9 protein-coding genes are annotated in these 14653 nt (G+C 43.9%); 1 reads left to right on the forward strand and 8 read right to left on the reverse strand.

All coding sequences use genetic code 11. The annotated features are described in order from the left end of the window. Window positions 1-38: 38 nt before the first annotated feature. Genes GGD38_RS08500 through GGD38_RS08520 form a run of 5 tightly spaced genes read right to left on the reverse strand, consistent with a single transcriptional unit; the run spans window position 39 to window position 6184 of the window. Window positions 39-578: a type II toxin-antitoxin system death-on-curing family toxin gene (locus GGD38_RS08500; RefSeq protein WP_375298433.1), complete on the reverse strand. Its 540-nt coding sequence runs from the start codon at window positions 576-578 to the stop codon at window positions 39-41. Further along, window positions 575-1150, reverse strand: a complete 576-nt coding sequence (locus tag GGD38_RS08505; protein ID WP_375298432.1) for a hypothetical protein — start codon at window positions 1148-1150, stop codon at window positions 575-577. The genes GGD38_RS08500 and GGD38_RS08505 overlap by 4 nt, the downstream gene beginning before the upstream one ends. Before the next feature lie 26 nt (window positions 1151-1176). Continuing rightward, window positions 1177-2166 (reverse strand): MBL fold metallo-hydrolase, encoded by a 990-nt coding sequence (locus tag GGD38_RS08510; protein ID WP_375298431.1) that lies wholly within the window; start codon window positions 2164-2166, stop codon window positions 1177-1179. Window positions 2167-2208: 42 nt separating this feature from the next. Beyond that, on the reverse strand, window positions 2209-4761 hold the full coding sequence (locus tag GGD38_RS08515; protein WP_375298430.1) for a polynucleotide kinase-phosphatase: 2553 nt from the start codon (window positions 4759-4761) through the stop codon (window positions 2209-2211). A gap of 1 nt (window position 4762) precedes the next feature. Beyond that, complete coding sequence (locus tag GGD38_RS08520; protein ID WP_375298429.1) at window positions 4763-6184, reverse strand: 3' terminal RNA ribose 2'-O-methyltransferase Hen1; 1422 nt, start codon at window positions 6182-6184, stop codon at window positions 4763-4765. A 357-nt stretch (window positions 6185-6541) separates the two neighbouring features. Between GGD38_RS08520 and GGD38_RS08525 the strand changes: the two genes are divergently transcribed. Next, complete coding sequence (locus tag GGD38_RS08525) at window positions 6542-10918, forward strand: two-component regulator propeller domain-containing protein (protein ID WP_375298428.1); 4377 nt, start codon at window positions 6542-6544, stop codon at window positions 10916-10918. A gap of 143 nt (window positions 10919-11061) precedes the next feature. Here the strand turns inward: GGD38_RS08525 and GGD38_RS08530 are convergent, their stop codons facing one another. From GGD38_RS08530 to GGD38_RS08540, 3 genes are all read right to left on the reverse strand, one after another. Beyond that, on the reverse strand, window positions 11062-12744 hold the full coding sequence (locus GGD38_RS08530; RefSeq protein WP_375298427.1) for a right-handed parallel beta-helix repeat-containing protein: 1683 nt from the start codon (window positions 12742-12744) through the stop codon (window positions 11062-11064). A gap of 221 nt (window positions 12745-12965) precedes the next feature. Then, window positions 12966-13952: a hypothetical protein gene (locus GGD38_RS08535; RefSeq protein WP_375298426.1), complete on the reverse strand. Its 987-nt coding sequence runs from the start codon at window positions 13950-13952 to the stop codon at window positions 12966-12968. A gap of 32 nt (window positions 13953-13984) precedes the next feature. Next, window positions 13985-14653 (reverse strand): hypothetical protein, encoded by a 669-nt coding sequence (locus GGD38_RS08540; RefSeq protein WP_375298425.1) that lies wholly within the window; start codon window positions 14651-14653, stop codon window positions 13985-13987.

The following is a 14653-nucleotide window of genomic DNA, read 5'->3' on the forward strand; positions in this document are numbered from 1 at the left end:
AAATTAAACGCTTAATGTCGGATAAGTTATTAAACGACTTAGTTTCTACTATTGATCAAACTCACCACTACTTTTATCATCATATCTTTTTCATCGGGTTTGCTTTCGGCTATCATGAGGGCAATGGCTACCAATGCATTATCAGCAATGCGTTTTGAACCATCGGCATTATATAAGATGTGATTTTTATAAAGAAACCATACGAACAGAAATGCAGCAATGCGTTTATTACCGTCGGAGAAGGAATGGTTCTTTATTACAAAGTATAGCAAATTTGCCGCTTTCTCTTCTATGCTGGGATATAGGAATTGCCCATTGAAAGTTTGATATATAGCTGCCAGCGAACCCTGAAAAGATTCATCTTTTTCATTACCGAACAACGCACTACCGCCAAATTTATCACGTAGCCCCTGAATGGCTTTCATGGCTTCGTCGTACGTAATTTGGAAGAACTCTTCTGCTGTAGTGTCCTCTATTTCCAGCACCTGGTGGTCGTATTTATCCAATACATCCAGCGCATAGGTATAGTCGGTCACTACTTTTAAGATGTCGTTTGTTTCGTCGGTTGTCAGCTTCATAGATTATTATTTGCTGATGTATCTTGTATTACTGCTGCCGAATCTTTTTTCATCCAAAGGCTGTCTTTTTCATCACATTCATCGCCCCAGCATTCGCGGCAGGGTTGGTTCACCGTTTTAAAATTCTTTTGAAATATTGAATTTACACAAACGTAATCCACTTCACCAATTCCTTTAAATGTTGTGATCCACTTTCCCACTTGTTTGGCTTTATCAACCCAAACAAATTTAAAATCCTGGCTTCCCTCCCAATTCCTCCACTTTACTTTCACAAGTATCGTATCCTTTTCAATCAACTCACATCCCAAAACAACATAATCGTAATCTTCCTGCGAACCATGTATTAATAGTCCGATTGTATCTTTTACTTTACTTATGGATAGAATAGGATTGCCGCCGTCGCATGAATTAAAAACGATCATCCCGCTGTCAGTTTTCTTTAAAGTTACCCAATCAGCAGGCATAGATAAAATATCAAATGGCTTCTCTTTGTTATCGTTTCCCGTTTTACTATTCTCTTTACAGGCTACCAGGGTGCATATAAGCACAATACTTAACCAAAATGTTTTCATTGGATATGTTATAAGGTTAATGCTTCTTACTCCCACCACCTCGAAATATATTCACCAGCAGTTACCTCAGTAGGTACGCCCGGCTTTGGTAAGAACAATTTAATGCCTTTTGCCGAGGCCCCTTCCATCACTCTTTTTACCGGTTCGTTCCAGGGATGCAATGCCAGGTTGAACGTGCCCCAGTGTATGGGCATCATTATTTTTCCTTTCAATGCCTGGTGTGCTTTGATGGCATTATCGGGCCCCATATGTATATCGGCCCAATTTTCATTATAAGCGCCTATTTCCAGCATAGTCAAATCAAACGGGCCATACACTTCTCCTATTTCATTAAACCCATCGTGCCAGCCACTGTCGGCGCCATAGTAAATGTTATGCGCAGCCGTTTTTATGGCAAATGACGACCACAACGTTTCAAACCGGTTAAACAATCCCCGGCCCGAAAAATGGCGGGCAGGCAAGGCTGTTATCGTACAGTTATTGCCGATGGTTGCCTTATCCATCCAGTCCATTTCAGTGATCCTTTCTTTTTGTATACCCCAGGCCTGCAGGTATTGCCCAACACCTTTTGAACAATAGAACGGAACCTTTGAAGAAGCAAACTGTGGTATTACATGCCTGTCGAGGTGATCGTAATGGTCGTGTGAAATAATGATGGCATCCAGCGGCATAAGATCTACTAAAGCCACCGGTGCCGGAAAGAAACGGTGTGGCCCTATGAAGCCGGAGAAAGAAGCGCGGTTACTCCATACGGGATCGGTCAATAAGCGCAATCCATCCACCTCTATCAGCAAACTGGAATGCCCTACCCAGGTAATACGCAATCCCGACGCCGGCGCCTGTTTGTATATTGACGTATCTGTCGTAAATGGACCCAATTTTCGTTTGGGTGTTGTTTCGGCTTTATTGGTCATATACCGCCACAATACGCCCCACAACGATCCCGTGCTAACACTGGTTGGTATTGGGTTCAAATACTTTTTACCTTCTTTTACCGCCGGGTGTAAGAATTCCATGTAGTTATGTTAAGAATGTAAAGTAAGTCATTTTCCCCTACCCTACAATCTTGGATCCACCGGTTCGCTTTCCAGGGCCAATACCCCAAACACGCATTCATGTACCCGGCGTAACGGTTCTTTTTTAATAAACCGCTCCAGGCCTTCCACTCCCAATGCAAACTCGCGTATAGCCAGTGAGCGTTTGGCGTTTAGCCCTCGCATCTTTAACCGGTTTAAGTTCGAGGGCGTGGTATACTCAGGTCCATAAATGATACGCAGGTATTCCTGTCCGCGTATTTTAATAGCCGGTTGTACCAACCCTTTTTTATTGGCATGAATATAATCGAATGGTTTTACCACCATGCCTTCTCCACCTTTTGCAGTTAACGACAACCACCAATCGGTAGCCTCCTGTATGCTATTCTCATTGTTCAGGTCAACAATGCGATATGGTGTTGCCAGCAGTATCGAAGAATCGGCCTCGCATACCTGTTGTATGTTTTCCATATGCCATTCATGGCTCTGATCTACCCAGGTTTTACCTTCGGTGGCCAGAATATGAAACGGCGCCAGCTTATAATCGGTAAGTTTATGCACCGGCCAGCAATAGCGGCGATACGCATCTATAAACTGACTGGTTTGTTCTTTCTTCAATTTGTATTTTTCCAGCAGTGGCAACGCGGCCTCATTATTGGCAGCCGCCTTCACCAATGCATCAACCGCACTATGCAAACCTTGCGTAGCAGCAGCGCCTACTGAACCGTATTGCGTTTCCAGCAGTGCCTGCGCTTTGGCGCTCCAGGGCATCAGTTCGCAATCCAAACACACCCAGCTTGTTTGAAAACGATCGTAAAAACCGCTTTTCTCCAACGCATCATTCACCAGCAGCAGAAAATCCTGCTCCTGTTTTTTATTGGTAAAGAAATCGCGGCCCGTGCGGGTATATACAACACCCATACCTTCATTTTTTATTCCAAAGGTTTTATGAATGGCTTCTTCATCGCGCCCAACAATTACAATGGAACGCGAACCCATGTGTTTTTCTTCACAGATCACACGTTCTACCCCAACGCTTTTGTAATAGTCAAATGCTTCGGTGGGGTATTCAAGATAGCCATCCAGCTTGCTGGTCTCCGAGGGGCTCATCGTTGGCGGCAAATAGATCAACCATTTGGGATTGATGGCAAACCGGCTCATTATTTCCAGCGCGGCTATGGCATTTTCTTCCCGAATGGTAATGTTATGCCCATGGGTGGTTGACACAATATGTTTACCCGCCACATCTTCAAGCTCCAGCACATCATCGTGCAATTGTTGCAATGAAAGCACATTGCCTGGTTTTATATGCAATGGTCGTTTCGACACGGCATATTCACGGGCAGCAGGAACCGATACCAGCTCCTTCTCCGGATAACGCAAGGCAGTTAATCTACCGCCAAAAACGCAACCGGTATCAATATCAATGGTTTTGTTCAGCCATTGTGGTTCGGGTACGGGGGTGTGACCGTATACCACCATGGCCTTGCCTTTATATTCAGCTGCCCAGTTATAGCGAACGGGTAAACCAAACTCATCAATTTCACCGGTGGTTTCGCCATACATACAAAACTCGCGCACCGCCCCGGAACCACGGCCATGCATCTCCTCCCGTAAACCCGCATGCGCCACTACCAGGTTGCCGCCATCAAATACATAATGGCTCACCAGCCCGTCGAGGAATTTCTTTACATCATTCCTGAACTCGGGTGTTTCCTGGTGTAGCTGATCAATAGACTCCTGCAAACCATGCGCAATGGTTACATCCCTACCATTTAACCATTTCAGCAATTTAGCATCATGGTTACCGGGCACGCAAAAGGCCAACCCTGCATTTACATGGTTCATCACCAGTCGCAATACCTCGGGTGTTTTAGGGCCACGGTCAACCAAATCGCCCACCCATACCAGTTTGCGGCCGGCAGGGTGTTTGTATAAACCGTCGGTATTTATATAGCCAAGATCTTCGATTAACGTTACCAGCTCATCGTAACAGCCATGCACATCGCCAATGATATCGAATGGGCCTTTCTCAAGCTTCTTATTATTATATAGCGGATCGCGTACAATGCTTTCAATAGCATCTACCTCTTCCTGTGTACGCAGCTCAATAATATTTCTGAACCCTTCCAGCTTTAAATGCCGCAGACTTCTTTTCAGCTGGCTAACCTGTTGTGGTATTACGTGTTTGCCCATGTCGCGATCGGGCCGCACGGCATTGCGTGCACCCAATAATTTCTCAGGCAGGTTGAGTACGATGGCCGTTGGCAGCACATGGTATTCCCGCGCCAGGCGCACCCAGTCTTTACGGCCGGCCTCCTGCACGTTAGTAGCATCTATCACCGTCAATAAGCCAGCCTTCAATCGTTTAGCTGTTATAAATCTCGCTACGTCAAATGCGTCACTGGATCCTTCCAAACTGTTCTCATCGTCCCTTACCATGGCACGGCAGGCATCTGAAGAAACGATCTCCGTTGGTTTAAAAAACTTCCTGGCAAAAGTGCTTTTACCAGAGCTGGAAGCCCCCATCAAAACCACTAACGACAATTCCGGTATATGTATATTTTTGTTCGTCATGCTATAAAAACCTGTTCAATGCTGGTGTTCTTTGTTTAGTTGTAAAAAGCGCCATTTGCGTCAGCGCGCCCACTTCGGGGTCTTCTTCCCCTACCGGTTTATACACTACATCATAGTTATATTCCTCGGCTATGCGATTGCCCCATTGCTGAAACTCGGCTCGCGTCCACTCAAAGCGATGGTCTGAATGTCGCATTTGTCCGGCCGTTAACCCTTCAAACTTTTTATTGTATTCGGCATTAGGCGTGGTAACAATTACATCAATGGGTTTGGCATATTTAAATACGATCTTTTCCAATGCTGCCAGCCGCGGTTCGTCCAAATGTTCTATCACCTCAACCAGCGCCGCAGCATCAAAACCTTCAATGCGTTTATCGCGATAAGTAAGCGAACCCTGTATCAGTTCTATGCGTTGCCGTTGTGCGGTGGATATTTTATCAAGCTTTAGTTTATCCCTGGCAATTTCAAGCGAGCGATAGCTCACATCCATACCCAGGATCTTTTCAAACTGCTTTTCTTCCAGCAATAACTTCAGCAACTTCCCCTCGCCACAACCCAGGTCAACGACGGTTTTGGCGTTTGCCTGTTTCAATTCATCACGCACGGTTTGCAGGCGCATGTCGTGCACGCGTTTCTTTTGTTCGGGCACCGGCTTTTCTTCTGCCTCATCTTCCTCAGGTGTTGCTTCGTCTTTCAACAACACCTCCATTACCTGGTTGGCCAGGCTGCGCTGGTGTTTTAAATAGCGCATGGTAATAAATTCCCGGGCCGGGTGCAAAGGCAGCCAGTCCTGCCCTTTCTCCAGTAATTTTTCTGCTTCACTCTGCCCAATCCAGTAATGTTTATCATTATCACAAACCGGAATAAGGATATACAAATGCGATAATAGTTGTTGCGCCGTTACCGTATTTTTCAACCGCAGGGTAAAATAGCGGCTCTCGCCCCATTCGGGAAAATGTGTGTCAACGGGGTGACGTTGCAATTCTATTTGATACCCCAGGGGTTCAAACAATTCTTTTACCACCGCTTCACCGCCCCGTACGGGAATGGCGGCGATCTCAATTTCAAAAGGCATGGGCACCGAAACCAGTTCAGGCTTTTCTTTACAACGCCCGTTCATGGCGGTACTGAACGCCTTTACAATAGCCGAGCTCATAAACGAGCTGGCAACATATGGACGATCATTCACATATTGTTCAAGGGCAAAATCATTTCCGCGCGGGCCGTTGCTTCGGCGCACGAGGCCCACGGGATCAATATCGAGCAATAAACAAATGGTGCATTTCTGTTCAGAAACTTCGGGATAAAATACATGGGCTACACCGGTGGAAAATTCAAACTCCTGCACTTTGCCGGGATGCTTGTGCAACAGGTAGCTCAGGTCTGAAGCAGGTTGGTGGGTAGTTGTAATGGTCAATAACATAATAGCTATACATTGGCGATCTCTGTAAATACGCCAATAATAATACCGAATCTACCAAAAAGTAACCCAAGTCAGATGTCGGAAGCCGGAAGACTCGCGACATCTCAGACCTCTGACCTCAGACCTCTGACTTCAAATTTGCAACACACATCGTTTTTATAATAATAAGTTACTCCTTTATGCTTTTTCACCGCGTAACCCGGCGTACTTCCATACCAACGGGCGGTTGTCGGGGGGTGGGGGCCACAAACCACGATGAATTGCCCGCTTACCATGGTTAAAGCCGGTAAAGTGATGGGCAAAAAAGGTAAATTGTACAAGTAAATTGCTACATTGCCTGTACGATTGTATAGTGCTATGATTAGGATCGCGAGATATTTTTTCGGACTGTTGGTTTTACAGGTACTTACTGTAGTAACACTCTTTGCCCAACCTAAATGTAAAATTGAGCATTACTCTACAGAAGACGGGCTTTCGCACGATATTATCACCACCATATTTAAAGATAGTGAAGGGTTTATGTGGTTTGGCACCTGGAACGGTATTAACCGCTTCGACGGCCAGCGTTTTGTTACGTACAAATCGTCGCCCGGCGACCAGAGTTATTTCAAAAGCCCGCGCATTGATCAGATCGTTGAAGACGGTTTTCTGCAATTATGGATCGTTGGGTACGATGGGCAGGTTTATCGTTTCAACAAACGTACGGAGAAGTTGCTGCCACTGAATGCGATCATCAATCTGCCGCCAAAAAGAAAATATACTTTCAAAAGAATACTCAGCACCCGCAATGGAAAAATATGGATAGAAACCCTGGATGAAGGGCTGGTGGTGGTTACTTCGCCGCAAACCGATACATCGGGCTACTACACTTACCAGGAAGGCGCATCAAAAGAGTTTAGTTTGCCCTCGAATAAGATCCATTTCTTTAAAGAAATGAAGGATGGAACTATTTGGGTGGGTACGGAAAAGGGCCTGGTGCATTTGAAAAAAGATGAAAAAGGGGTTTATAAGAACACGCCCGGACCAGATTTTCCGGGGGGTATTGCTTATACCTGTATGGCGACGATGGTAGATGAAAATGCCCTATGCTTTGGCACAGGCGATGGCCGTTTATTTCTTGTAAGCCTCGATGGGTCTGTGAGTACAAGATCTATTAGCAATGCAGCCATCCATTCCATACAGGTAGGCAAAAAACTTTCCAGTCTTTTTATTACCACTTCCGGCGGCGAGTTGTTTAGCATGCAGTTGAATCATCTTAACAGTTATACACTTACTAAATTAATTAATGAACCGGGCAATGCATTGTTCAGCATCTATGAAGACCGCTCCGGTTATTTATGGGTAGAACCGCAGAAAGAAGGTGTGATCAGAATTAATCCGGTCACCGGTAAAATGAAAACTTATCAGCAGAAAAGTAATGCGCGGTATCTTTTTCCTAAAGACCACTATACTGTATTGGAAGATAACCAGAACCGGGTTTGGGTAAGTATGAAAGGCGGCGGCTTTGGTTATTATGATTCTGTAACAGATAAAGTAGAATATTTTTACAATGAGCCCGGCGCCTCCAATCATTTGTTCTCAAACAATATTGGCGTTTGGTATTACGACCCTGCTGGTTTGCTTTGGATCCGCACCGATGAACGCGGGGTAGAGAAAATAACTTTTCAACAGAATGCATTCGATCAGCAATTGCTGGTACGCCCCGGCGAATTCCAGAGCGACAATGAAGTGCGCGGTATTTGGGAAGATCGCAAAAAGCGATTATGGTTGGGCACCAAAAGCGCCAAACTCTACATCCTGGAAAATGGTAAACCGGCCAATATTCAGTTTACCAATATGCCGGCGCAGGGGTTGGGATTGGTATATACCATTATGCAAGACAAAAGCGGCACAGTATGGCTGGGCACAAAAACCCATGGGCTGTATAAAGCAGTGCCGTTGAATAAAGAAGAGACCAGGTACCAATTGTATAATTACATCACTAATGCCAATGACCCAACAAGCATCAGCAGCAACGAGATCTATGCATTGCTGGAAGATAAAGCCGGCCGCATTTGGGTAGGTAGTTTTGAAAACGGGTTGAACCTGGTGGTGAACGAAGGCGATCGCGTAAGTTTTATCCACGACAGAAACGCCTTACGCGACATTCCAGCCAATATCTTCAGAAAGGTGCGCAATATAGCGGAAGACAAACAGGGTAATATTTGGGTGGCTACTACCGACGGATTGATCATCGTAAACCCCAATACCCCGAAGTTCACCTATGCTATGTATCAAAAGATTCCAGGCGATCAGTACAGTTTGGGCAATAATGATATTCAATATATTTATCGCGACTCACGCAATACCATGTGGCTGGCCACATCGGGTGGCGGTTTGAACCAGGCGATAGGCGATGATCCCATGAAGGCTTTGAAATTCCAGGTGTATACTACACAGGATGGTTTGCCCAATGATTACCTGGTAAGTTGTGTGGAAGACAACGACCATAATTTATGGATAGCTACACAAACCGGTTTGAGCAGGTTCGATATACAGCATAAAACTTTTCGTAATTACAATTCATATGATGGGGTGCCACCTTATGCCTTTTCAGAAGCGGCAGGGTTACGCGCCGCCAATGGACAGTTGGTATTCGGCACCCTCAAAGGTTACCTCACCTTCGACCCCAGGACCATTGTAACGCACCCGGTACATGCGGAGATCGCCTTTACCAATTTGCAAATAAACAATGCCGATATTACTACTGGCAGAAATAACATACTGCCCTTTTCGGTAAACCATACGTCGAAGCTTACACTGGAACATAATCAGAATATTATTAGTATCGATTATGTAGTGCTCGACTATCGGTCGGGCGACAAGCAGTCGTATGCCTACCGCTTACAGGGTTTTGATACGGGCTGGCATTATAACCGCAGTGAGCGCCGGGCAACGTATACCAATTTGCCGCCGGGCGAGTATGTGTTTGAGGTGAAGACCATGAACCAGGAGTTGTATAGTAATGGTCCGGTTAAGAGTATGCACATCTCCATATTGCCGCCGTGGTGGAAAACCTGGTGGGCATATTTATTATATGTGCTGGTAACGGTTATTATTTTAGAAATTGTACGCCGTGCTATTGTAACCAACTTACGTTTGCGCCACCGTATTGCAGTAGAAAAGAAACTGGCCGAGTTGAAGTTGAACTTCTTTACCAATGTATCGCACGAGTTACGAACACCACTTACGCTTATATTAAATCCTATTGAAGAAATAGGCAAACAGGAAAATCTTACACCGCAAAGCCGGAAATATGTAGAAGTAGTACGGAAGAATGCGGAGCGCATGGCCCGGTTTGTAAACCAGTTGCTCGACTTACGCAAACTGCAAAGCGGTAAAGGCATCATACATCCATCGAGGGTGGAAGTGGTTTCCTTTGTAAAAAGCATCGGCGAATACTTCTTAGAATTAGCACGCGAGAAAAAGATCGACTTCCAGGTAGTGAGCGAAAGCAAAGAAATAGAAGCCTGGCTGGATATAGACAAAATAGAAACCGTGATCTACAACCTGGTGGCGAATGCATTTAAATTTACGCCCAATGGAAAAGCCATTCGGGTACGGGTGTCGCAATTGGCGCAACATAATAAGGTACAAATTGAGGTAAGCGATCAGGGCAAAGGAGTACCGCCAGAGATGCTGGATAAAATATTTGAATTGTTTTACGAAGAGAACATAACCGAAAGTAAACAAAAAGGTACGGGTATTGGCCTGGCCCTGTCGAAAGAAATGATCACGCTGCATGGGGGCACCATTACCCCACGTAATAATGAAGATGGCGGATTAACGGTGACTGTTACGTTGGCAGTTGGCAAGGCACAGGCCGCCACTACTACTCCAGCCTTTTTACAACATGCCGAGGCTACCGATGAAATACTGGTGAGCTATGAAACACCCCTTACAGAAGCTGTAGAAGCAAATGGCAATTTACCTCTGTTATTGGTTGTAGAAGATAATGCCGATTTACAAGCCTTTCTCAAAACCCAACTCAATACACTTTATCGCGTTGAAACCGCCGACAATGGCGAAGAAGGATTGGCCAGGGCGCTTGAGCTACAACCCGATCTTGTGCTCAGTGATATCATGATGCCGAAGATGAATGGCATAGAGATGCTCGATAAACTAAAAAACAACCTGGTTACCAGCCATATTCCCGTAATATTATTGACCGCCAAAAGCGCCATCGAGAGTCAGATAGAAGGGCTCGACTATGGCGCCGATTATTATATTACCAAACCTTTCCGTCACGATTTTCTGGTAGCGGCTATCCGCAATTTGATCAGTCAGCGAAAGAAGGTATTGAACGCTTTACTCGAAGGAAAGAAAACCATTCAACTGGAACCCGGCGAAGTGACCATCACTTCCCGCGATGAAGCGTTCCTGCAACAAATCGCTTCCATCGTTGAAGAAAAAATGGCCGATGTAGATTTCAATATCGATACCGTTGCCGAAACGGTGGCCATGGGCCGCACCACATTTTATCGCAAGTTCAAAGGGCTAACCGGATTAGCGCCGGTAGAGTTTGTACGCGAGATGCGACTAAAGCGCGCAAAGCAATTGTTAGATGCGGGTACGGGAAATATTTCGGAGATCGCTTATTCAGTTGGGTTTAATAATGCGAAATATTTCAGTACGTGTTTTAAGGGGCAGTTTGGGGTAACGCCGAGTGAGTATGTGAAGCAGAAGGTGAAGTAGGAAGCAGGTAAGAATTTTGAGATTTTTAGATTTAGAGATTTGGGGATTTAGGAATTTCGAGACTAATTATTAGGTTCAAGCCTAAAGAAATCTCAAAATCCCTAAATCTCAAAATCAGAAATTGTATTTTGTACTTCTTACTTCTATTTAATAAACGTGGTGCTTTGCGATTTACCGGTTTTGGGATCTACAAGCTTTACTGCGTAAGAGCCTTTAGGCAGTGCGCTCACGTTCAGCTTCACCTGACTACCTGCATCACTTAATTTTTGCTTTTGCAGTATGGCGCCAGCCATATTCACTACCAGCACTTCTTTGTTAATGAAATTATCACCCGGTAATTTCAGGTATATATAATCCTGCGCCGGATTAGGCGAAACAGTGAGGGCGCCAGTTGTGAGACTGCGATCAATAACTTCACCACCGGTTGAAGCCACCGATACCCGGGCGGGCGTAAGACTTGAACTGCTTTCAGAAATACCTGCATCGGGAGCACCGCTGTAAGGAACATCTTTCCCCCAGAAGTCTTTTAAAATGCCGGTCCATTGACCCCAGTTAACAGCGGCAGAAGTGGGTCGCAGATCATAGTTCCAGGAAAGCGGATCGTCAGAATAACTATTGGCAAATACCTCTACGTCTTTAGGCAGGTTTTGTTCCGACCATTCCGGTTCAAACCCAAGGCCGCCACCATTTAAATGAAAAACATTGCTTTGGTGAATCAATTGCGGCCCGTTAAAAGGTTTGTAAGTAGGATCGGTGATATTGGAAGAAGTGTTTATCCAGAAGATGTTGTTCTTCATCGTAAGCACATTCGACACCCAGGGAGTACTCATAATGCCAATGAGATTCCTGACATCGGGCAGGCGCGGCGTTTTGTTTTCAACGACGTTATTATTATAGAACTGAAGATTACGCACATCAAGGGCATATATGCTGGTAGAGTTGATCCAGAATACGTGGCCGTTATTTACGAGCAGGTTATAGGCCACGAGGTTATTGAGTGCATGGCCGCCCCAGCCGCTGCCAAACTCCATAAAGCCGATGTTATCACTGGCGGTGTTGTATAATATTTTGTTATCAGAAACCTCGCCATACATTTCAATAGCGCCGCCATCGAGGTTATAATCGTAGCTGTTGCTCCAGCATTCCTGAATTCGATTGTGGCTGATGGTATTGTTAGAACCGCCTACTACAATGCCTACGGCGCCAAAATCGTCCCACATTTGCCAGGAGGTATTGATGATCATGCGCAGGTTGCGGATATCGCAATTGGTAACGGTGTTATAGCTACCACCATCTATGTTAACACCCGAACCTATCCGCGACATGCTACAATTCTTAATAGTGTTATTCCAACCTTTATATATGTATACGCCATAACCCACATTCGCTGTTCCGCTACGGTCCCAGTCGCGGATGGTATAGTCGCTCATTTCAAATCCATCGATAACGATGTAGTTACATTGATTCAACCGGATGAATACGCGATTATAGATCTGCGGATCGGTAAAGTTCCAGGAACCGTATTTGAAGATGGGCGCAGCACCTTCACCGTAGGGCATGAACGTAATAGGTGCGCCCTCCCGGCCACTACTATTAACAGATAGCGTACCCCAGTATTGTTGACCCCGTTTGAGATAAACGTTATCGCCCGGTTGAAAGAAATTCACAAATTGGGGAATGTCGTTAATGCCGTGCCATGGATCTTCGTATGTCCCAAGGTTTCTCCCTGGTGACGACGGGTCTACATAATAGTTAGTAGCAAAAGCAGTCACTGATGTTGCAACAAGAAGCAACAAAATGGGGAATTGTAGAATAGACAGTTTCATAGATTTTTCAAAAAGTATTGAGATCGTAGCAACCCGCAAAACTGTGCCAATCAACTCCTTGGAAGGTTACGAAATGCGGAAATACATAAAAGTACTTATTGCGTGGGAAGTTGGGCTAACGTGGGAGGATAGCCGGAGGGGGTTATGGGGTTATAAAAATTGTGCCAGGGGGTAAAGCAAAATTATTGATGGAACTGTCACACCAGATTATTACCGAAAAATTAGTAAGGGACTTTCTGAAGAGTTAAACCAGTCTTGTCATTATTATATTGCAATAAAGAAAGGTATTTATTTTCATATGTTTTTCTTCTTTTCAAATAATCAATAACTACCGGATCAAAAGATTTTGCAATTGCTGTAGTACGAATCATGTTATAATCCCCTTTTACTTTTTTCTTTAAAAACCAATCCTCATACTGTAATAGCTGACTTAATCCCTTTTCATCAAATACATCTCTTTTAACTTCAATAATATTGTACGCGATAATTTGTTTTTGATTGATCGGATGGTTTGATATAAGTATCATATCAATTTCTTTTTCGAAACTGGTTGGGATATAGCTTAGATAATCGGAGTAATCCCCAAATATCTCTTTAAATTTTCCATTTGCAAATGAAAATGAAAGTAAAGACATTAAAGTATACTCATATTTAGGATCATAAGTGCTCTTATCACAGTTTAATAAAGCATGTAAATTGGACTCCAAATATGGGTAAGGTTCGCGTATTTTCTTTGGATGAGAATATACAGGATTGAACTTCAAGTATAAATTAAGTAATTCATCGAACTCATGTTCAGAAATGGAAAACATGACATTGCTAGCAGGACTTGAGGGGCGCCTGAGGCTAAAAGTCCAAATTTTTCCATTATCGCGTAAATCATAAATATCACTTAATTTAATTGGTACTTCAAATGAATATTTCCAATTATCTACACGTACCCGTAAAGGATATAGCTGTTCTTTTTCCGTTAGCTGCCAAACTTGTCGATTATCATGAAATGGCCCTTCAACAGCCCTAAATACTCCTCGCAGTTCCTTTTTACCAATTACATAGAACAAAATTAAATCATCGGGGCGGATACCGGCCATTCTTGATATTAAGCCATCCTGAATAGCGGGCTTTTCACTACTAGGAATAGCAGCAAGGCCTTTTCTTATGCAAACTTCATAATTTGTTTCGTCTACAACGAATATATGGACGGGCATTTAGTACTATTTATATTTTTTGTTCGCATTACTTACCCCAGCACCACCATTTGACGGTTATCACAATCAAACCGCCCCACTTGCTTTAATTTATTGTTCTTACAATACAATTCATGGTCATTAATCAACTCACCGTTTGTAAATAAACAATTAGAGGCTAAATCTATTAACTTATTAAACTTAAGATCGTCTATTCTTTTAGGCACTTGCATATCTCGTACACATTGAGCAAATTCCCGAATTGTACTAATATCTAAAGTTGACTTACTAGACTTCTTATATTTCGCATCCATAATTAGGACTACATGAGACTCATCAGGATCGTCTGAATTAGGATTTTGGATAGATATATCGGCAGCAAATGTTGTTTGGGGAGATGAACTAATCTTTACAGACACACCCATACATAGCTCATACAGGATATCGCTCGATCTCTTGTCCTTTGTAATTACAAACTTCGCCCATTCAGATTTATTACCAGGTTTAAGAGGGAATTGATAACCTTTCTTTCCTGGACATAGCTTAATATTATGGTGTACGTTTAAATCATATAAAATTTTAATTGCACAAAAAAACTCATAGATATAATCTACTTTGTCGTCAGGAACTCCATCAATAAAGCCAAATACATTTCCTGAGCTCTCCCATTTCGTCAATTTTTCAATTGACTTCCGAAGTTGCCGGACTTTCGCAATAGCCAT

It is taken from the genome of Niastella sp. OAS944 (genome assembly GCA_024809215.1).
In the GTDB taxonomy this organism is placed as follows: Bacteria; Bacteroidota; Bacteroidia; order Chitinophagales; family Chitinophagaceae; genus Niastella.